The 21,877-nt window shown below is 40.0% G+C and carries 20 protein-coding genes; 18 read left to right on the top strand and 2 right to left on the bottom strand.

Features of this window, described 5'->3' with window-relative positions:
* Window positions 1-34 precede the first annotated feature (34 nt).
* From IQ230_RS15760 to IQ230_RS15690, 15 genes are all read left to right on the top strand, one after another.
* Window positions 35-862, top strand: a complete 828-nt coding sequence (locus IQ230_RS15760) for a sulfotransferase family protein (protein ID WP_193932925.1) — start codon at window positions 35-37, stop codon at window positions 860-862.
* Window positions 863-1,150: 288 nt separating this feature from the next.
* Window positions 1,151-2,443 (top strand): calcium-binding protein, encoded by a 1,293-nt coding sequence (locus IQ230_RS15755; protein WP_193932923.1) that lies wholly within the window; start codon window positions 1,151-1,153, stop codon window positions 2,441-2,443.
* A 552-nt stretch (window positions 2,444-2,995) separates the two neighbouring features.
* Complete coding sequence (locus tag IQ230_RS15750; RefSeq protein ID WP_193932921.1) at window positions 2,996-4,264, top strand: sulfotransferase; 1,269 nt, start codon at window positions 2,996-2,998, stop codon at window positions 4,262-4,264.
* A gap of 67 nt (window positions 4,265-4,331) precedes the next feature.
* On the top strand, window positions 4,332-6,632 hold the full coding sequence (locus tag IQ230_RS15745; protein WP_193932919.1) for a glycosyltransferase family 2 protein: 2,301 nt from the start codon (window positions 4,332-4,334) through the stop codon (window positions 6,630-6,632).
* Window positions 6,633-6,848: 216 nt separating this feature from the next.
* Window positions 6,849-7,643, top strand: coding sequence for a methyltransferase domain-containing protein (locus IQ230_RS15740; protein WP_193932917.1), 795 nt, complete (start codon window positions 6,849-6,851; stop codon window positions 7,641-7,643).
* Window positions 7,644-7,814: 171 nt separating this feature from the next.
* Window positions 7,815-8,366, top strand: a complete 552-nt coding sequence (locus IQ230_RS15735; RefSeq protein WP_193932915.1) for a hypothetical protein — start codon at window positions 7,815-7,817, stop codon at window positions 8,364-8,366.
* A gap of 360 nt (window positions 8,367-8,726) precedes the next feature.
* A complete protein-coding gene (locus IQ230_RS15730) occupies window positions 8,727-10,481 on the top strand; it encodes a hypothetical protein (RefSeq protein WP_193932913.1) in 1,755 nt (584 codons plus the stop codon).
* 1 nt (window position 10,482) lies between these two features.
* Window positions 10,483-11,448, top strand: a complete 966-nt coding sequence (locus IQ230_RS15725; RefSeq protein WP_193932911.1) for a glycosyltransferase family 2 protein — start codon at window positions 10,483-10,485, stop codon at window positions 11,446-11,448.
* Between the two features lie 15 nt (window positions 11,449-11,463).
* The gene (locus tag IQ230_RS15720; protein WP_193932910.1) at window positions 11,464-12,090 is read left to right on the top strand and encodes a class I SAM-dependent methyltransferase; all 627 of its coding nucleotides are present in this window, start codon (window positions 11,464-11,466) and stop codon (window positions 12,088-12,090) included.
* Between the two features lie 4 nt (window positions 12,091-12,094).
* Window positions 12,095-13,090, top strand: a complete 996-nt coding sequence (locus IQ230_RS15715) for a lysylphosphatidylglycerol synthase transmembrane domain-containing protein (RefSeq protein WP_193932908.1) — start codon at window positions 12,095-12,097, stop codon at window positions 13,088-13,090.
* Window positions 13,087-13,632, top strand: coding sequence for a dTDP-4-dehydrorhamnose 3,5-epimerase (gene rfbC, locus IQ230_RS15710; protein WP_193932906.1), 546 nt, complete (start codon window positions 13,087-13,089; stop codon window positions 13,630-13,632). The genes IQ230_RS15715 and rfbC overlap by 4 nt, the downstream gene beginning before the upstream one ends.
* A 198-nt stretch (window positions 13,633-13,830) precedes the next feature.
* Window positions 13,831-14,730 carry a dTDP-4-dehydrorhamnose reductase gene (rfbD, locus tag IQ230_RS15705; RefSeq protein WP_193932905.1) on the top strand — a complete coding sequence of 300 codons (900 nt, stop codon included), beginning with the start codon at window positions 13,831-13,833 and terminating at the stop codon, window positions 14,728-14,730.
* Window positions 14,702-15,778 carry a glucose-1-phosphate thymidylyltransferase gene (locus IQ230_RS15700; protein WP_193932903.1) on the top strand — a complete coding sequence of 359 codons (1,077 nt, stop codon included), beginning with the start codon at window positions 14,702-14,704 and terminating at the stop codon, window positions 15,776-15,778. The genes rfbD and IQ230_RS15700 overlap by 29 nt, the downstream gene beginning before the upstream one ends.
* A gap of 72 nt (window positions 15,779-15,850) precedes the next feature.
* On the top strand, window positions 15,851-16,720 hold the full coding sequence (locus IQ230_RS15695) for a glycosyltransferase family 2 protein (RefSeq protein ID WP_193932901.1): 870 nt from the start codon (window positions 15,851-15,853) through the stop codon (window positions 16,718-16,720).
* Window positions 16,721-16,728: 8 nt separating this feature from the next.
* Window positions 16,729-17,790, top strand: coding sequence for a glycosyltransferase family 4 protein (locus IQ230_RS15690; RefSeq protein ID WP_193932900.1), 1,062 nt, complete (start codon window positions 16,729-16,731; stop codon window positions 17,788-17,790).
* Here IQ230_RS15690 and IQ230_RS15685 read toward each other — a convergent pair.
* Entirely contained in the window at window positions 17,787-18,155 is a 369-nt protein-coding gene (locus IQ230_RS15685; protein ID WP_193932898.1) for an EamA family transporter, read from the bottom strand. The genes IQ230_RS15690 and IQ230_RS15685 overlap by 4 nt on opposite strands.
* A gap of 104 nt (window positions 18,156-18,259) precedes the next feature.
* Here IQ230_RS15685 and IQ230_RS15680 point away from each other — a divergent pair, with 104 nt between their 5' ends.
* Together IQ230_RS15680 and obgE are read left to right on the top strand one after the other, a co-directional pair.
* A complete protein-coding gene (locus IQ230_RS15680) occupies window positions 18,260-18,934 on the top strand; it encodes a Mo-dependent nitrogenase C-terminal domain-containing protein (protein WP_193932896.1) in 675 nt (224 codons plus the stop codon).
* A 107-nt stretch (window positions 18,935-19,041) separates the two neighbouring features.
* A complete protein-coding gene (gene obgE / locus IQ230_RS15675) occupies window positions 19,042-20,055 on the top strand; it encodes a GTPase ObgE (protein ID WP_193932894.1) in 1,014 nt (337 codons plus the stop codon).
* Between the two features lie 35 nt (window positions 20,056-20,090).
* On the opposite strand, the gene IQ230_RS15670 is transcribed toward obgE, so the two are convergent.
* Window positions 20,091-20,897, bottom strand: coding sequence for a hypothetical protein (locus IQ230_RS15670; RefSeq protein ID WP_193932892.1), 807 nt, complete (start codon window positions 20,895-20,897; stop codon window positions 20,091-20,093).
* A 395-nt stretch (window positions 20,898-21,292) separates the two neighbouring features.
* Between IQ230_RS15670 and IQ230_RS26740 the strand changes: the two genes are divergently transcribed.
* The gene (locus IQ230_RS26740; RefSeq protein WP_228055005.1) at window positions 21,293-21,868 is read left to right on the top strand and encodes a M23 family metallopeptidase; all 576 of its coding nucleotides are present in this window, start codon (window positions 21,293-21,295) and stop codon (window positions 21,866-21,868) included.
* Window positions 21,869-21,877 lie beyond the last annotated feature (9 nt).

Below are 21,877 nucleotides of genomic sequence, written 5' to 3'. Positions count from 1 at the left end.
GCTTAGAATTCAAATTAGTGTCAGGAGATGAGTCATGATTCCGAGTAATACCCCTATTGTAATTGGCGGTACTGGGGGTTCTGGAACGCGAGTATTTACGCGAGCGGTTGACAATGCAGGTGTGGATATGGGCAAAATCTTGAATGGATCGGAAGATGCCCTAGCCCTGACCGAGTTTTGTGATAAATGGATTGACATCGCTCACAATGGCAAAGATGCTTATTTAACAGCATCAGAGCAAGCAGCTATGGATGCAGAATTTTTAAAATGCATCGAAAAGCATTGCGCGCATATGCCAGCTGGCATCAATTGGGGTTGGAAGTATCCCCGCACAATCTATTTATTACCCTTCATCTATCGTCATTTTCCTCAAATGCGTTTTATCCATGTCGTCCGCGATGGTCGTGATATGGCATTTTCGGGAAATCAGAACCAGCTGCGCAAGCATGGGGCAGCGGTATTAGGTCGAGATATTGCGGAGATGAATCCTCAAGACTCGTTTGAACTGTGGCTTAAAGTTAATAATTTTGCGGCTGATTTTGGTAATAAATTCTTAGGAAAACGCTACATTCGTCTTCAATTTGAAGAGTTAGTCTTGCAAACATTGCCAACGGTTCGGCAATTGTGGAAGTTTTTACAAGTTCCGCTTGAGCGCGAGATGCCTGACTTAGAAATTATAGTTCCACCCACAATTGGGCGATGGCAGCAAGCCGATGCAGAAATTGTGCATAGCTTAATGTTGCAGGGTGAGGAAAGTTTACGGCGCTTTGGATATATTGACGCATCGCATTCTGTAGCGCAAAAACCCCGTTTTTTAAATAAGGTGTTAAAGTTCTTGTCTACCGTAAATTCACGTAGATAAAAAAACTGTAGATGAAAGCACGCGAAAATTAAGACTGCCACAGTAGATGTACTGAATTTATCTAGTCGTAAGAAAATTGTTTATCCGTAAATTTGCGCTTGGATACACGCAATGACGGCGGTTAGGTTTGTTCTGGATTTTAGTTAAGTAAGGCAACCTGGAGACATCCGTAGGTTTAGCCCCTCATTACGATACCTGGAGTATTGACATTCAGGTTCATTGTCGCGTGCGTTACTTCGCTGAAACACAGTTATTTCACATCAACAACCTAATTAGGAGTGAACTTTAATGGCAGTTATCAATTTAACCACTGGAGATGACACTTTTCCAAACCTTGGCACTTTTCCTAATCTTACTGCAGAGCCAGATATCGTTAATGGTCTTGCAGGCAACGATACGATTACAGTAGGTGCAGGCGATCAAGCCTTCGGTAACGAAGGAAACGACACTCTAACTGCTACTGGAGATGCAACTCTGTATGGTGGTCAAGGAGATGACTCATTAACAAGTTTTGCAGGTGGCAGTAGTCTGCTTTTTGGCAACCTGGGTATCGATAACTTAGTTGCGCAGGGTAATGACACCCTCTACGGTGGTCAGGATAATGATGTGCTCACAGTTACTGGTAATTTTGCTGCTCAGCTGTATGGCGACGCAGGAAACGATAGTCTTACTGGTAATGGTGATGACACCCTGTATGGCGGCGAAGGGAATGACACGCTTGATAGTGGTGGCAGCGATCTCCTATTTGGTAATCAAGGCGACGATAGCTTAGATAGTGGAGGTGGTAGCCCCACACTGTACGGCGGTCAGGGTAATGATACCCTCGTTAACGATGGTGACGGTGCGGCTGAGCTGTATGGCAACTTAGGGGATGATGTTCTTATTGGTAATGGTGAAGATACCCTATTTGGCGGTCAGGGAAGCGACGCTTTAAATGCCACAGGTGGCGGTAATGTCCTGTATGGCAACTTAGGAGATGATATCCTAACTACTGCTGGTGGTGGAGATACACTTTATGGTGGTCAAGGTGGTGACTATCTCATCAGTACAAGTCTTGAGGATGGCAGCTTACTTTTTGGTAATTTAGGCAACGATACCCTTGTTGGTGGTGGTAATGATACCTTGATTGGTGGTGCTGGCGTTGACGTACTGACTAGTGGTGTTGGTCCTACTAGCTTTGGCTATAACGCTATCACTGATGGCGGTGATGTCATTACTGACTTCTTTGGCTTCGACGGAGGAGAAGGGGGAGATATTATTGTTCTAAACCCATCTGCATTTACAGGTTTACAATTTATTGAAGATAATGAGTTAAGTCCAAATGATTTTGTCGCAGCTGCTTCTCTTGAGGCAGCAATATTAGAAGATACGTTACCTGGTGGCGTTGCTTCTATCTACGCAATTAGTGGTGGTGAAGGTGGTGAAGCTGGTATCGGACAACTTTACTACGATCCAACTGGTGGTACTACTCCAGAAGATGCAACTCTCATTGCAACTTTTGTCGATGCTGGAAGTTTTGGTAGTACGAATATTTTTCTTGGCGATCCCGTGATTATTCCTACCCCAGATATTGTTGTCTAGAATAATACTCATCTAACTCTGAAGGGTGCCTCATTAGACACCCTTTTTTAGTACAAATCAAATCTTGCACTGTCCCGCCAGGAAATAAATTCCTGGGCTAATAGCTTAAGTCGGATCAATCCGACTAGCTTGGTAAGAACTCTTTTTTAGTCCATTTAAATGGACTTAGGTTATGAGCCTTGAAATTAATTTTAAGGCGGATGCAAATAGATGCAACTGAGCTAAAACAAAACTTTTAACTCAGATCTTGCAGCATTCTTAATAGGTATCCAGACCCGTCGTCAACTTAAGTTGACGACTGATAGTAAAAGTCTACTTCAGTAGACTGAAAACCTGTATAGAGTCGAGTTTATCTGACTTGGGCTGCAAGCAAGGCATTTAAATCCTTTACGGTTGTTGTAAGTGTAAAACCTAAGTATAACTTGGGCCTACAAGCTTTAGTTGTCTATTCAGCAAATTTAGTTACCGACGCTGATAAAATGAATTGAATTTGTTGAGAAAGTTCTAGAATATTTTTATTCTAAAATCTGATCCGTAAATAGTTAGAAATCTATGCAATCGTTTGCAGTTAATTCAGACAAAACTGCTTTTATCATTACTGGGATGCATCGTTCGGGTACATCACTGACAGCGGCAATACTTCAAAGTGCAGGAGTAGATGTTGGTGAAAGACTGCTAGGAGCAAATGAAAGCAATGCAAAAGGTCATTTTGAAAATATTGATTTTTTCGAGTTTCACAAAACAGTTTTGCGCTCTCAGGGAATAGATGATGCTGGATGGACATTAACAGAAACAGTAGAGGTCGAACAACAGTATATAGACCAAGCAAAAGAACTTATTGCTATAAATTCTAAAAGCCCATATTGGGGATGGAAAGATCCTAGAACGACTCTTTTTCTCAATTTTTGGGCAGATTTACTACCAGAAGCAAAGTTTATTCTAGTTTATCGCTCTCCTTGGGAAGTCGTAGATTCTTTATATCGTCGAGGAGGAGAGAATGATACGATCTTTTTTTCTCACCCAGACTTAGCAGTTAAACTATGGATTCACTATAACCAGAAAATTTTAAACTTTTACGATCGCTTTCCCGATCGCTGTATTCTAACTAGTGTTTACAGTATAGCCAATCAACTCGAAAAAAACATTGAAGCCATTAATCACAAATTTCAAGTGACGCTAGCTAACCCTGCACCTGATATATTTGAACGTTCACTACTACGCGTCCAAGAAGCAAACGTGCATAGAGCTACATTAGTTGCTTATTACTTTCCTGAAGCTTTGAATATATATCAAGAACTGAATGCTAAAGCAATTCAAATTGATCAAGAGCATCAATTAGAAACGATTCAAAAAGTCAGGAATTCTCCATATAAAGTATGGGCTTTTCAGGATTGGGTAGATTTATGTAAATCAGAAAAACAAGGCAAACGGCTTCAGAGTGAACTAGAGCGACGATCGCACGCGCAACTATTACAAACTCAAGCAGAATTAGGACAATCGCAGACGCAACTAGCACAAACTCAGGCAGAATTAGAGCGATCGCAAGTGCAAACACAGGCGGAACTTGGGCAAACACAAGCGCAGCTAGCACAAACTCAGGCAGAATTAGAGCGATCGCAAGCCCAACTCGCCCAAACACAGGCAGAACTGGGACAAACCCACGCCCAACTCGCCCAAACGCAAGCCCAACTCGCCCAAACGCAAGTAGAACGGCAACAAGCTGAGGCTACTATTGCCGCAATGCATACGAGCAAATTTTGGAAGCTACGGACAGCATGGTTCACCCTGAAAAAAAGGATGGGTGTAGCAACTCATAAATAGTCAATGGAAGTTGCGAATCTTCCACTTTAGCTTAAAGTAATTAGTACGTATTAAACATATACCAAATATGCAGAATACTGCCCTAGCACCAATTAGTAGTGCTGCAAGCGATCTGCTTGGAGTTCGCGATCTCAAGGAAATTAAATTTAACGCTGCGCCAAAAACATTAAATGGATGTTTTGATAGCATTGATGGCGTCAACCCTACCGCGATTGAAGTGCCTCATGCAACACCGCTTATTGCCAGAGGTTGGGCAATTTTACCAGAGGAAGAAAAAGCCGCAGATTGCGTTATCATCACTCACGGTAAAAACCGTCAACTGGTTGCAGTTGCTCCAGTTAATTCAGAAAGAGCAGATGTTGCACAAGCTTTCAGTATTACAGCTTACCAAAATTCTGGTTGGAGTGTGAAGCTAAATCTCGCTGATTTCCCAGCCGGAAAAATTCATCTCAATGCCTGGGCATACAGTGCTACACGTAACGAAGCAACGCTACTCAGCCTTGCAAGTACTAGTGTCAAGTCACGCAGTTTATTATCACGGCTTAAGCATTATTTTGCAGTATTACGGGTTAAAGGTACGCGCTACGTGCTCTCACGAGCATTAGAGAAAATTTACTATAAGCTAGACATTGCACCAACAGCGACTGAAGTTGAAACAATCGCCGCACCATATCAAGAACAATACGCGCGATGGTTAAGCAAGAATTTTCCCAGAGCAGCAGATCTTAAAAAAATGGCTGAAACAGTGGAAATTTTTCCCTACAGACCTGCGATCAGCATTATTATGCCAGTATACAATCCTCCAGAGCAGTTTCTACAAGCGGCGATCGCATCTGTTCTAGAGCAAGTGTATCCCTATTGGGAATTATGTATTGCAGATGATGCTTCGACTAAACCGTACGTTAAGTCAGTTTTAGAGGAATATGCAAGTAAAGATGCTCGAATTAAAGTTGTTTTTAGAGCAGAAAATGGTCATATCTCCCAGGCTTCCAATTCTGCTCTAGAGTTAGCTACAGGGGAGTTTGTTGCTTTACTCGATCACGATGATTGTCTGACGCCAGATGCTTTGTACGAAGTGGCTTTACTCCTCAATCGGCATCCAGAAGCCGATATGATCTACTCTGATGAAGACAAGATTGACACGCAAAATCGTCTGAAAGATCCTTTCTTTAAGCCTGAGTGGTGTCCTGATTCTTTTCTCTCACGCATGTATACATGTCACTTAGGAACTTACAGGCGATCGCTGATTGAGCAAATTGGTGGCTTTCGTGTAGGTTATGAAGGTAGCCAAGATTACGATCTCGTTTTGCGGTTAACTGAAAAAACCGCCAATATTTTTCACATCCCGAAAATACTCTATCACTGGCGAATTCATCCTGAATCGACTGCAGCGGGTGTAGCCAGTGTCAAATCATATGCCCAGCTAGCTGCAGAAAAGGCGATCGCCGAAGCCTTAACGCGACGCAATGAACCTGGAAAAGTCACTGGAATTCCTGAGTTTCCTGGAAACTACAGCGTGCGGTATGAGATCTCTCACTATAAACGTGTCAGTATTATTATTCCCACCCGCAACTTAGGCAATATTTTAAATAAATGCTTAGAATCAATCTTTCAAAAAAGTACTTACCCTAATTACGAAGTCATTGTTATAGATAACGGTAGCACTGAAGTAAAGACCTTAAATATTATCTCGCAATGGTTAGAGCAACAGCCAGAACACTTCAAATGTTATCCGCTTGATGTTCCCTTTAATTATTCTCAACTCAATAACTACGCTGCTAGTAAAGCTGAAGGAGACTATCTACTATTCTTAAACAACGATACCGAAGTCGTTACACCCGATTGGATCGAAGCAATGGTAGAACAAGCACAAAGATCATCAATCGGAGCAGTAGGCGCTCTTTTATTGTATCCTGATAATTCAATTCAACACGCTGGCGTTGTTCTTGGGTTAGGTGGTGTTGCGGCGCATAGTCATCGCTACTTTCCAGCAACAACCCCTGGTTACGTTTGTCAGGTGAAAACTATCAATAACTATTCTGCGATTACTGGTGCGTGTTTGATGTGTCGGCGCGAAGTTTTTGCAGAAATTGGTGGTTTCGATGAAACCTTAGCTGTTGCTTACAACGATATCGATCTATGTCTCAAAATGAGCAATCTAGGCTACAGGAATATTTATTTACCTCATGTAGTTTTATACCACTATGAATCTAAAAGTAGAGGGTATGAAGATACTCCAGAAAAAATTACTAGACTTCATAAAGAAGCTGATTATCTACTGAGCAAATGGCAAGAAATAGTTGATAACGATCCTTGCTACAACCCAAACTTAACACGCGATCGCGAAGATTACAGCATTAAAATCTAATTCTCTTAATAAACCTTCCATTTCACTTGTAATGTAAACTCATAAACAGAATTTAACCTAAATTTTAGTTAAGTAAGTAGGTGAAAATAAACCTAATTTAAAGGCTGTTGTCAGTCAATGGTCAACGGTTGGTAGATTAATAATTCATTATTAACTATTAGCTATTAACCACCATAAAACAAGTGATACTACCCATACAACAAAGTTGAGTTATAGATGAAACTGAAAACATTGACTGCTCCAGTTAGTACATTAGCACGTAAGCTAAACTTACTTGTGTCTACGACGAATAAGCCAGCAGGTAGTACTGCTAGTGTAGAAAATGATTTACGCCAACAAATCGCTGCTAAATATTTAACTGGTTATGGTATTGAAATTGGAGCTTTACATTCACCACTACAAGTTCCAGCGGAAGTAAACATTCAGTATGTAGATAGGATATCAGTAGAGGAACTAAGAAAACAATATCCAGAATTAGCAGCACACAACTTAGTAGAACCGGATATTATCGATGATGGTGAAGTTCTGACAACTGTACCTAATGATTCTTTAGATTTTGTCATCGTGAATCATGTGATCGAGCATTGTCAAAACCCTATATTTTCTTTAGAAAATTGGTTAAGAGTTTTAAAACCTGGTGGAGTTTTATATATGGCTGTACCAGATAAACGCTACACATTTGATTGCGATCGCCCAATCACCCCACTAGAACACATCATTCGCGATTATGAAGAAGGAGGAAGTTGGTCAGAGCGATCGCACTATGAAGAATGGGCAAGACTTGTTGAAAAAGCAGCAGATAGTAACGTTGCAACTAGGGCTGAAAACTTGCTTGCTATAAACTACAGCATCCATTTTCATGTTTGGACGCAAATCGAATTTTTAGAACTCTTGCTTTATTGCCGAAATTCTTTATCATTACCACTTGAAATTGAGTTACTTCAAAAAAATCAAATAGAGTTTATTGTTATTCTCAGAAAAACAATGGAGTCACTACGGATACAAAGATAGCTTAGTTTGGAGAAAAAATACAATTTTATCAATTTATGTAGTAAACTTTTACAAATCTAAAATAAAAGCCATTTTGAGTATACATACCTAATTCGTATTGTTAACTCTTTCAAAGAGTTAAGAACAACTACTTTTTAAGAGCATAACCAATTTATTAGGTGCAAGGAAATCATGCTTAGAATTCAAAAGTTGCTGTATCCAACAAATTTATTAATTACAGCTATAGCGCTTACTTTGGCTGCGTGTTCTACTAATCAAACCACCACTACATCTCCAGATTCAGCTAACCCGTCACCAACTATCAATATTCCTGGAGTAACTCACGTAGGAGAAATTAATTTTACAACGACTTCTACAGGTGCTCAAGGCTTTTTTGATGCTGTTAATGGTTCTAATGCTACCAGAGTAGAAGTGTCTGGAACTAACCCTATAAATGTTTATGGGTGGGCTATTCTTGCAAACAAAGGAAGACCAGCAGATAACGTCATTATCACCTATGGAGATAATGATACTGTTGTGGCAGTAGCCCCTGTTAATGTAGAAAGACCAGATATTGTCAAGATTTTAAATAATTCTGCTTTTGCTAACTCTGGTTGGAATATAAATATTGACGCTGCTACACTTCCTGAAGGTTCAGTAATTCTTAAGGCTTGGGCTTATGATTCTGAAACTAAAGAAGCTACGCAGTTAACCACTACACCTGAAATAATTGTCACCAGGTAAAGTTAGTGAACAAAATTAACGTTTAAGCTAAACAAAGCATAAAACTTTAATAAACAGTTTAAATAGTTGATAGTAAATCTATAAGTATTTATCAACTTGATAGATATATAGCTTAGAAAGCTTTCTGACTGTGCAAAATTAGATGACTTGCGTATTGTGATGCAGCTGTTCCCAGATTCATCTGAAGAATTCGCAGCTATACCAGGCTTGTAATGTAAGTTTTGTATACGATTTTTGATATTATCTTGAGCAATGTATTATGAACCCTAGATAGCTCAACTCCAATGTACGGCGAGTGAGTCAGAAGACTTGGATACAGTTACGCTACGCCACGTTTTTTAGGTGTGTGGAACAGATCGTATGCCTTACAAAAGCAGCCTTGCTCCGACTTTCAGCAAAAAACAATTCTATTTAGCTGTTGCTTCGATCGTCATTGTCTTACCAGCTGTCTACATTTTTTACTGGATTACACAATCAGGCGAAATTTCCACCTATGACTACTGGGATATCATTAGTCATTTTTATTCAACTGATGGCTTTTCATCTCAACCTACTGACTGGTTAGTTCGTTCTAACGAGCACTTAGTTTTAATTCCTGCAATCATTTATGCTTTTAACATAATTGTCACAAAAGGTTCAAATATAGGTTTATCATGCATTACATTCTTATTTGCCATAGGACAAGCTATACTCTTAGCGACGCTGCTACCCAATGATTTACGGCGTTCTCGCAGCTTATTTGTCGTAGTGCTTTTGTGTATCTCAATTTTTTGCTTTACACCTGCTGCAGCACATAATTGGATGCGAGGCTTTAGTGGTGTGGCTTGGATAGGAGCAAATTTATTTGTTACTGCTTCTATCTGTTGCTTAACAAAGCTTGTATACTCACAAAAAATATTTTGGGCAATTGGTAGCTTATTTTTTGCTCTACTAGGCACTCTGACTTATAGTACTGCGATCGCTGTATTACCAGTATTATACGCTGCTGTTGTTTTAACGCGCTTACCGATACGGGTTGTGTTGTTGTATATCGGTTGTGCGATCGCAATTTGCAGTATATATCTCCTGACTTACAAAACTCCTGGTTATCATCCGCCTTTATCACGAAGCCTGAGCGATATCCTGATATTCATTCCCACATATTTAGGTGCAGTTTTTACCCTTGATATTGGTACTGCCTGTAGCATCGGTATTGTTGGTTTGATAATTGCTATCTGCTGTACAGGTTACTCGTTAAATCCACAAGCTAAAACCATTCGCACTTCTTGGCTACCGTGGCTAGTCTTACAAGGTTATGTCATCGGAACTGCATTGATGGCAGCAGTGAGTCGTTCGGGATCTGGTATCGCATCGGCAATTCAATCGCGCTATGCCTCTTTACCAAGTTTGTTTTGGCTAAGTCTGACTGTGCTTGTTGCGATAGGGTTGCAAAAATTTTTACGAAATGGTAATACTTATTGGCAATTACTAACACCACTATTAGCAGGGCTAACTGTATTGATTCTGTCGATGTACAGAGTTGGAACTGAGGCATCTCAACCGATCGCGCGTGCAGCTTCTTTACAACCGTTGGTAACTCTGTCAGTTCAACTCGGAGTTACTGATAAAAACATTATCAAGCAGGTTATTAGTCCCGCTCCTAAGCAATTTCTAAACTTAACAGATGCTCTAAAACAAAACCGTTTAGTTCCATTTCACCAATCTGTTCAAGTAGATAAGCTTTGTGCATCTAATCAAAAGCTTAGCTCCGACTTACTAAAACCTCCAGCCCCACAAGTATTGCCAGGAGTTTTCGATAATCTGACTCAGCTGACACCTGACATAGCTAGAGTAGAAGGCTGGGCAGGCGATCGCCAACATCGCGACATCAACTGCATTGCCATCTTAAATCAAAACAACATAATACGTGGTTTTGCGCTCACGGGTTTTCCTCGTCCAGATGTTGCTAAAGCATTAGGGAGATCTTACGAATTTTCGGGTTGGAAAGGATACGTCCGCCTTTCACCAGAAGACCAAACATTATTTGCTTATGCTAAGGCACCTCACCCAGATTGGAGCAAACTACAAAATGTTTACAAACTGCATCAGACAACTCCATTTAAAGAACTAAATTAATATGTCACCTGGTATTAGTATCAGTTTTGTAATTCCCGTATGCAACGAAGAAGCAACGATTGCTACTTTGTCAGAAAAAATTCGCGGAGTGATGTTCCAAGAAAGGGTTAGCAAATATGAAATTATTTTTGTAGATGACGGAAGTGTCGATCATTCTTGGTTTCATATTAAAGATTTAATTCATCAATATCCTACACAAATTAAGGGAATCAAACTCCGTAGAAACTTTGGCAAATCAGCAGCACTTTTTGCAGGGTTTAAAAAAGCAAAAGGCAGTGTCATTTTTACTATTGATGCCGATCTCCAAGACGATCCATCTGAAGTACCTAAGTTTTTAAACAAGTTAGAACAAGGCTTTGATTTAGTTTCAGGTTGGCGTCAAAATAGAAATGACCCTATTTCTAAAACACTACCTTCACAGGTATATAACAAAGTGACGGCAAAAATTGCTGGTATTCCTTTACACGATTTTAATTGTGGTTTTAAAGCTTATCGTAAAGAAGTTTTAGACTGCATAAAACTCTATGGAGAACTTCATAGATACATTCCAGTTCTTGCCCATAGTTTAGGATTTAGAGTGGGAGAAGTAGGAGTTTGTCACTTTCGCAGACAATATGGAAAGTCTAAGTATGGATGGGAACGTTACTCGCGTGGTTTTATTGATTTATTAACTGTGCTTGTGATTACTCGCTACTTATATAAACCAGGGCATTTATTCGGTAAAATAGGACTATTTTTTGGTCTTTTAGGAAGTGGGATAATCATCTATCTCGTAATTTTATGGTTCCTTGGTTTAGGTCCAATTGGAAATCGCCCACTGCTATTTTTTGGCATATTATCGACTATTTTATCTGTTCAGTTGATTTCTCTAGGAGTACTAGCAGAGTTATTAACTCGATATTCTCACTCAGACTGCGTAGAACAACAGGTTGCTGAAGTAGTTGATGAAAATCTGCAGTATCATTAATTAAGATTGTTTGCCATGAATCAAAAGCACTTCCCACTAATAGAAGACGGTATAGTTGTTGGCACTGGATCGAACAAATATGAAATGAAAAATCCAGTTGGTAGATATTTACTATATCAGTTCGATCAAGCTATTACTGAACTTGTCAGTCAAATAAATCCTAAATCTATTCTTGAAGTAGGATGTGGCGAAGGTCATGTTACTCAAATACTAAGTAAAACGAACGCTTCTTTACACTGCACAGATATCTCGGATAAAATTCTTGATATTGCAAAAAGTAGAGTTAATTATTCTCGACTCTCGTTTGAGAAAAAAAGCATATACGACTTACAAAAGGCTACAGACCAAGCAAATCTAGTTGTATGTTGTGAAGTTTTAGAGCATTTAGAACATCCTCAAGTAGGCTTAGAAAAACTGGCTAGTGTTGCTCTGCCATACTGTATTCTAAGCGTTCCTAGAGAACCAATATTTAGAACACTCAATTTTTTAAGAGGTGCTTATTTTACTGAATTTGGTAACAGTCCTGGACATATTCAACACTGGTCGCGTGGAGGTTTTATCAAACTAGTAAAAACAAAATTTGAGATATTAAGCGTAAAATCTCTATTGCCGTGGACGGTGATTTTAGCTCAAACTAAGTAACACAATGATTTATAGTTTAGTTCGTAGCAAAAAAGTTTGGAGTGTATTTTTTACTGTCTGTTTGATAGTTCTTTTGGGAAGTATTTTAAAACCTTCTGATATCTTTTCTGCATTGTCGCAGGTTGGTTTAGAAGGTGTAACAAAACTATTCTTTTTGGTAGGAATTACTCAAATATTAAGAGCATTGCGCTTTTTTGAACTGCTTTCAGTTAAAACAAGTATCCCTTTTTTTTTAATCTTTCAAATTACTTGTATATATCAGTTTCTTAATCATATTTTACCTGTAAGATCGGGAGAATTAAGTTTACCTTTGTTACTGAAGCGCTATTCAAATTATCCTTACATTAGTTCAGTAGCATCACTATTATTAACACGCATTCATGATGCTTTAGCACTAGCAAGTATCGTAAGTATAGGGGTCGGAGTTGCTGTACTTCAGGGGAGAATCGCTAGCCTTTGGCTAAGTTCTTTAGTTTTGAGTTTAGTAGCGATCGCACTTGTTATAGGCTTATTCATATTCATGACAAAAAATCAGCAACTAGCACGTACTTCGAGAAAAAGAGTTACTGCCTATAAAGGAATCAATAATTTTTTTATAAAGGTCAATAATTTAATTAAAACTTTTTATAATGAGTTGCTAATTTATCGCCAACTTTCGCTTCACTTAAAACTTTTTAGCTACTCAATTTTATTGTGGTTAGCAATATTTATCTTGTTTTGGGTCGTTTTACAGTCGCTTGGCTTCTCAATGTCCCTATCAGAAGTCGTATTAGGTTCGAGTTTAGCTAATTTAACTCAGCTACTACCAATCAGTACGTTAGGTAATATCGGCACCTTAGAAGCTGGTTGGGTGTTTGGTTTTACTTTATTAGGATTTGATTCCTACCGCATGCTGACTGCTGGTATTGTAATGCATGTCATAGTTATTTTAGCTGCAGGAATATATGGCGTACTTAGCTGGATTGGTCTGTCTGTAAGAAGCGCAACAATAAGAAGATGAATATATTACCGACTGAGATACCTGAAGTTTTGATGATTGAACCTCGAATCTTTGGTGACGATCGCGGTTTCTTTTTTGAAAGCTACAATCAAAAAACTTTTGCCGATAAAGTGGGAGTATCATTAAACTTTGTCCAAGATAACCATTCGCGATCTCTGCAAAACGTCCTGCGAGGGCTACATTATCAAATTCAGCAACCCCAAGGAAAGTTAGTCCGCGCGATCGCTGGTACAATCCTTGATGTCGCCTTAGATATCCGCAGAAGTTCTCCCACTTTTGGTCAATGGATTAGTTGTATCTTGAGTGCTGAGAATAAACGCCAATTGTGGGTACCTCCAGGTTTTGCCCACGGCTTCTTAGTTCTCTCTCCCAGCGCTGAAGTTCTTTATAAAACGACAGACTACTACGCACCACAGCACGAGCGTTGTATTTTGTGGAATGACCCAGATCTTGCGATTGATTGGACTATTTCTACTCCACCTATACTTTCACAGAAAGACCAAGCAGGTCAACTATTTCACCAAGCTGAAGTCTTTGCTTGATAGAGTCAGAAAAAAGCTGATTCGGTTGAAACCACAGCTACACAAACAAAACCTATCTTCATAGGCTTATGCTGCTTTTGTTAGTCCACGGAGGTGGACTTAGTCTATTGAGCCGCGAATTTATTCGCCAGGCTCACAATAAGTTCCCACACAATCCGCTATGATATCCGCATGGCAAGACTGTTTTAAATTAACTGCATGAGACGGTCAATTTTACTGATTGGTAACACAGGGCAATTAGGTCAAGAACTGCAACGCTACCTCGCACCCGTAGCAGATGTTACTGCGGTAGGACGCCCTACAATTGACTTGACACAACCTGATAGCCTGCGTCAAATTATCCACAAAGTCCAACCTCAGATTATTATCAATACTGCGGCATATACAGCGGTAGACAAAGCTGAAACTGAACCAGAACTCGCAACTATAATTAATGCGATCGCACCTGGTATCTTAGCCGCAGAAGCACAACAATTCAATTCACACCTCATTCATATTTCTACAGATTACGTATTTGATGGTCGTCAAAGTCACCCGTACCAAGAAATCGATGCGACAAATCCCTTAGGGGCTTACGGACGATCAAAACTCAGTGGCGAACAAGCAGTTCAAAATAACTGCAATCAATACATCATTCTCCGGACAGCTTGGGTATACGGTAGCTACGGTAACAACTTTGTCAAAACTATGCTGCGACTGGGTACAGAACGCGAAGAAATTCGTGTAGTTGCAGATCAAATTGGGAGTCCGACTTGGACAGGCGATATTACCCGTGCGATCGCCCAATTACTTGAACTCAATAATCCAACTGGAATTTATCACTATACCAACAGTGGTGTTGCTAGCTGGTACGATTTTGCGATCGCGATTTTTGAAGAAGCCCAGCAATTAATTCCTCTCAAAATCCAGCGCGTAATTCCTATTACTACCCCCGAGTATCCTACTTTGGCGCAACGACCTGCTTATTCGGTTCTCGCGTGTGGGAAAATAACCAAAGTTTTGGGAACTCCATCGCCTCACTGGCGACAAGGACTTAGGAAAATGCTGGCAGAACTTTACACGAATAGTTATGAAAGCGCTGATTCTCTCCGGCGGTAAAGGGACACGCTTGCGTCCTCTGACTTATACTGGCGCAAAGCAACTTGTACCTGTCGCCAATAAACCAATTCTTTGGTACGGTATCGAAGAAATCGTTGCTACCGGAATTACTGATATAGGTATTGTTATTAGTCCAGAAACGGGGCGCGAGGTCAAAAATAAAACAGGAACCGGCGATCGCTTTGGTGCCAATATTACATATATCCTGCAAGATAAACCTGCTGGTCTTGCCCACGCAGTTCAAATTGCCCAGTCTTTTTTAAAGGATGACCCCTTTATCATGTACCTGGGTGATAACTTAATTCAGCAAGGAGACTTAAGCTACTTTCTTCAGCAATTTACTCAAAAGCAACATGATGCTTTAATTTTACTGCGTCCAGTAGCGAATCCTAGTGCATTTGGTGTTGCTAAAGTCGATGAATACGGGCGCGTTTTAGAGTTAATCGAAAAGCCACAAGTTCCCCCTTCAAACCTTGCTTTAGTCGGTGTTTACTTTTTTTCTCACACAATTCATGAAGCGATCGCTTGCATTCAACCTTCTGCACGAGGAGAATTAGAAATTACTGATGCAATTCAATGCTTAATCGATCAGCAAAAACAAGTCTCAGCTTGTCAACTTGAAGGCTGGTGGTTAGATACAGGAAAAAAAGACGATCTCTTAGAAGCTAATCGCCTGATTCTCGATACTTACCTTAAAACTTCCAATCTTGGCGAAGTAGATGCACATAGTCAAGTTATTGGGCGCGTACAAATTGGTTCTGGTTCTAAAGTCATTAACTGTACAATACGCGGTCCAGTCATCATTGGTAGTAACTGCTATTTAGAAAACTGTTTTATTGGTCCCTACAGTAGTATTGCCGATCAAGCAACGATTATTGAAACGGACATTGAACACAGCGTTGTTCTACAAGGGGCAAGAATTGATCGAATTCATCAACGAATTATTGATAGTGTCATTGGACAATGTGCTCAACTGACAGTAGCCGCAAGACGTCCTAAAGCTTTGCGCTTTCTCATTGGTGATGATTGCCAAATTGAACTAGCGTAGCGAGTATTTCGGTAAATTCACATTATATTGAACGCGGATATCTCAGCAGAATATGATTTTAGTCCAATCATAATGGAACAAGTAAGAGTTTCTATCATTATTGTTAATTATAATGCTGGAGAAGTATTAGTAAATTGCTTAAAGTCAATACAGAGATACATACAGAGTATTAGATATGAAATCATCATAGTCGATAACTGCTCTACAGATGGTAGCGTCGCTTTAGTCAAACAGAATTTTCCTCAACTCACTATTCATAAACAAGAAAATACGGGGTTTGGTGCAGGAAGCAATGCAGGTGCAAATCTAGCTCAAGGTGAATTTCTACTATTCTTAAATCCTGATACTTTAATAAAAGATGATATATTATTCCCTCTAGTCGAATTGTTAGAAAAAGAACCAAAGTTTGGAGTTGTTGGTCCAAAAATTTTAAACTTTGATGGAACGCTACAGTCTTCAAACCATTCAGTATTAAGTATTTGGCAAGAGTTTCTTATAAAAAGTAAAAATAATCTGGATGAGGAAAATATAAGCACTCAAAGCGAAGTAAGCTTTGTCACTGGTGCAGCTTTCTTCATTAGAAAGAAAATCTTTAAGTTAGTAGGAGGTTTTGACGAAAGATTTTTTATGTATTTTGAGGATGTTGATTTGTGCCTTCGAGTGAAAGAGCAAGGATGGAAAATAATTTATGCACCTCAAGTGTCTTTAGTTCATATTAGGGGTTATTCATCTCGAAATATTTCTGATTTAATGACTGTTGAATATCGACGCAGTCAAATTTATTACTATCAAAAGCACCGACCTTTATGGGAGCAAATATTGCTTAGAATCTATCTAACAAGTAAGTTCTTGATAAGAGCAACAATAAAAAAGAAATACCTAAAAATTATCTTGCTAATATTAAACTTTAAGAAATATCCACTTAAAATAAATTGCGATTGATAAATGTAATGCCAGGAAAATTAATCATAAATTTATCCTATTTGCTAAGTCGCCCTACTGGAACAAGTACTTATGCATTAAATCTTATCCCTCATTTGCAAATTGATCATACATTGCTCGTTACTCAGCAAATTACTGCACATAATTGCTATATAATTCCTTCCAATCAAACTGCAGAGCAAGGTTTGCGCGGTCATATTCGTCGCTTATCATGGACACAGTTTCAACTGCCACAAATTTACAAAAAACTGCGATCGCATCTTCTGTTCTCTCCAATTCCAGAAGCACCTTTATATACTCAATGCCGTTACATCGTTAATGTTAACGACCTGATTCCACTGCATTTTCCTAATCGTTCTCCTCTAACATCCTACTTCCGTTACTACGTCCCACAAGTCTTAAAGCAAGCTGAACATATTCTCTGCATCTCCCAAGCCACAGCTAAAGACATCACAGACTTTTTTGGTATTAGTGCAAATAAGATTACCCCAATTCTGCTAGCGCATGACGTCAATCATTTTCGCTTTCTTGATTTACCGACGAGTAACTACTTCCTCTACATTGGACGCCACGATCCCTACAAAAACTTACATCGAGTAATTACTGCTTTTGCGGCATTGCCATGCGATTATGAACTATGGTTAGCAGGACCGTTCGATCCTCGCTACACTCCTGCACTACAAACAGCCGCCGCCGAACTCAATATCAGCGATCGCATTAAAATTCTCGACTATGTAAAATATCAAGATTTGCCGACAATTATCAATCAAGCGATCGCACTTGTGTTTCCTAGCTTGTGGGAAGGCTTTGGGCTACCTGTATTAGAAGCTATGGCGTGTGGAACTCCAGTCATTACCTCGAATATTTCTTCATTACCCGAAGTTGCAGGAGACGCCGCGCTGTTAGTCGATCCTCATAACGTTGCACAAATCACTGCCGCAATGCAAGCAATTGCAACGGAATCTGGATTGCGATCACAACTTTCAAAACTGAGTCGTACAAGAGCAAATAATTTCAGTTGGGCAAAAACTGGGCAATCGACTGTTGATGTATTATCTCGCTATCTTTAACTTTTCCAAATAACGAGAATGACACCACAGATAATGAGTCCTAACCCAACTACTCGGCTTAAAGGAATCGCTTCTCGAAAGACAAAATATCCAATCAGCAGCGAAAAGACATATACCAAAGCCACCGCCGGACCAGCAATGCTGAGTTTAACGCGAGTCAGCACTAAAATATAGACGATCGCGCCTAAAGCGTAACACGTTAATCCAGCAAGTAATTCTGGAATCGTAATCATCTCCAACACATGGCTAACAAAATTATTCGCATCTACTCTGCCTAGTTTTACAGCGCCTGCTTTGAGCAGCCATTGCCCAGCCACACTCGCTAGGATCGAAATGAGAAATAATCCAAACTCTGGTAGCGTCACAAATTTATGCCTATTATCAGCAACTCGGTTTTCTAGTTTACAGCCAGCTAGGCTACTACCAGCGCTAGGATAGTCTCGGAAAATTATTTATAAGTATTGATACGATGACAAGCGTTGTCAAATCTCCTTACACTAACGAACAGATCGTAGCTTGGTTACGAGGATTACTCTCAATCGCTTGGGCGGATGGTGACTTCGATCCCCAAGAGCAAGAACTCATTACTGCTTTAACTCAAGAGCTTACTATTGATTCAAAACTAGAATCCTTTGAAAAAATTACCCCAGAAGAGTTAGCCGCTGTTTTAAAAGACGATCCAACTGCGGCAGAAAATTTCTTACGGACTGCTGTGATGGTAGCGATCGCCGATGGTACTTACTCCTCGGTCGAAGATGAAATTATTCATCAATTCTGCCAAGCTTTAGAGTTACAAGAAACGGCACTTGTTGCTTTGCGTCAAACGTTATGCGATCTTCCCGCAGATGTCGATGCAACGTCTTTACTAACCACCGAACAAACACAGATCGATGTCTTGCATCCTGTGCGTGATTGGCTTGATGGACTCGATATTCACGATCCTAAAGTTGCCCGCTTCTTGTGTAAAATGATTCCACCCCAGTGCCCGTTTGAGCGCGATGTTAAACTCTTTGGCAAGAAAGTTGTCCACATTCCCCCTCTGTGTAAGCTCAACCCGCTTTATGAGCAACTTGTCGGATTACGCTTTCGTGCATTGTCCTATCTTGCTGATGAGTGTCATGAAGATGTCACAGAATATTGTTAGTCATTAACATTGGTAACTGGTAACTGGTAATCGGTCATTGGCAAGAACATCCTCTAGCAATTACCCATTACCCATTCCCCGTTACCTATTACCCATTCCCAAAAACTATGCAATTTATCGATCAAGCAGAAGTTGAAGTTGAAGCAGGTTCAGGAGGTGATGGAATTGTAGCCTTCCGTCGTGAAAAATACGTGCCAGCAGGGGGACCTTCTGGGGGCAATGGGGGAAATGGTGGTTCAGTTGTTTTAGTTGCAGCGGAAAATCTACAAACTCTACTAGACTTTCGATATGCACACCGTTTCCAAGCTGAAAATGGTTCGCGTGGTGGACCAAATAATCGGACAGGGGCTTCAGGAAGCGATCGCATTATTGAAGTTCCTTGCGGTACGGTCATTTACGATGCAGAAACAAACGAACTCTTAGGCGATTTAATTGTGCCAGGACAAACGTTGTGTGTCGCTGCAGGTGGTAAAGGTGGATTAGGTAATAAGTATTTCTTGAGCAACCGCAACCGTGCCCCTGAGTATGCGCTTCCAGGTTTACCTGGAGAAAAACGTTTGCTGCGTCTTGAGTTAAAGTTACTAGCTGAAGTTGGAATTATTGGACTTCCCAACGCCGGTAAATCAACGTTAATTGCTGCCCTTTCCGCAGCCCGTCCCAAAGTAGCTGATTATCCCTTTACAACGCTTATCCCTAATTTGGGTGTCGTTCGTAAACCAACAGGTGATGGCACAGTTTTTGCTGATATTCCAGGTTTAATTGCTGGCGCGCATCAGGGGGCAGGGTTAGGACATGATTTTTTACGTCATATCGAACGTACTCGCGTGCTACTGCATTTAGTTGACGTTACTGCTGCTGATCCTGTTACTGATTATCAAACGATTCAGCAAGAGTTACACGCTTACGGACGCGGACTACCCGATCGCCCACAAATTTTGGCGTTGAATAAGATTGATGCTATTGACGAAGATACACTCAGAGCAATTTCTCAGAAACTTACACAGCATCATGGTAGTAACCCTTATCTCATTTCTGCTGCTACTCATCAAGGATTAGAACCACTGCTACAGTACATCTGGTCTGTTTTAGATACTGTTGATACACCACAACAAGTCACTTAGTAGTTTGGTGGTTTTGTGCAATATACCGCCTTAAGCTAATAACTATTAGAGCGGAATCTGAGCAAGAATAAGCTTGCTATCAGGCTACCTAGTGACAAAAACCCCCATAAAGGAACTAACGTCGTATCTGCGACACCAGAAGAAGCAGCAGATATCGTAGCGGCAGTCAATGCTAACGTATAAACAGCACCTTTGATATTGGCAATGGTTCCCAGCACATAACCCCAGGGCTGGCGTTGCCATAGCCAGATTGCACTTAAGAGAAATATTGACACTACCATTGATAAATCCAAAGCCGCAATAACATTAGTAGAGCCATTTACTGTGACAATTATCTGGGGAACTTGCCCAGTGGAAATGAAATTCACTGCCTGCGAAATCCAAAATCCACCAAGGGCGATCGCAACAAACAACATATAAGCACTAATCAATTTCACTGGTGTTTTAGCACCGAATTTCTGACTAATTTCTTTAACATCAAGTCCTACTAGCCCAAAGATCAGCGCAAAAATTGATAGTGTAAATAGTGCCGCGTAAATGAGGAAAAAACGATTGTAAGCTGCGCCAAATAAATAAAAAGCGAAATTGTAAAGCGTGTAATTCAGCATTCCTAACCACACGAGTTGTGCCCGCTGTGAACCTCGTGCTGACAGTATTAAAGCGATAATTAGAATAGGGAATGCGACGACAAGCGTCACCAAGTCATTTCCAAACCATCCAGAAGTAACAAATAGATTGTCCCGATAGAGATCTGGAAGAACAAGCCCACCCACAGCTGCAACAAAGGTCAAGACCGCAATAATAAGCGAAAGAAGATAAGCAACTTTTAACTCATTGAACATCTGTTGCTCCTTTGTCTCAAGTAATAAAAGTGCAGAATTACTGTTCAAGTAACATGCTGATTGAAATAGGATTGCTTTTAATTACCCATCTCCTCCTTCCTACTATTTTTCTCTCTTGGTTGTGGAGGGGTGAAGCCAAAAGTAAGCTTGATTGGTTACTCAATATATTAGTAGATACGCTTTACACTATTTATATTTTCTTCTCAGGACGATGGGATTGGTTAAGTTACTACTTAAGATTTATTCTTATCATTCTATTTTTCATAGCAGTACTTAGGTCATATAAAAAAGTTCGACATTTGCCCTTTTATCCAATAAAAAAATATCAATCTTTATTTTCTTTAGGTGTTAACTGTTTTATCATAATAATATTTGCTAATCTCAGTTTTCTGATTTTGCAAGGCTTTTCTTTTCATAACAAACCTGTTGAATTTGCTTTCCCATTAAAAGACGGTACATATTATGTAGCTCATGGTGGAAATAGCTCGATCATCAACTACCACAATACAGACCGCGCTCAACAATATGCACTGGATCTTGTAAAACTTAATAGCTTTGGCACTAGAGCAAATGGACTTTACCCAACAGAACTAACAAAATATGCGATCTTTCAGGACACTGTCTACAGCCCATGTACAGGAAAAGTTATAAATGCTGTTAATAGTTTTCCTGACTTAATTCCACCAGAAACAGATCGACAACATCCTGCGGGAAACTATGTTCTAATCGCCTGCGATCGCGTTGAAATATTAGTTGCTCATTTGATGAGTGGAACCATCGTTGTCAATCAAGGAGAATTCGTGAGCGTAAATCAACCGATCGCCCAGGTAGGAAATTCAGGAAATACAACCGAACCTCATCTTCACATCCATGCGCGACAAGAAAATAGTGGAGAGACAATTTTAGATGGAATAGGCATTCCTATGACGTTTTCTGGCAGATTTTTACTGCGAAATAGCTTAGTCTATTGATTGCGGAAG

The organism is Gloeocapsopsis crepidinum LEGE 06123, from assembly GCF_015207655.1.
Lineage (GTDB): Bacteria > Cyanobacteriota > Cyanobacteriia > Cyanobacteriales > Chroococcidiopsidaceae > Gloeocapsopsis > Gloeocapsopsis crepidinum.
The sequence above is the reverse complement of the archived record's forward strand: the minus strand, read 5'-3'. Positions and strand labels throughout refer to the sequence as shown.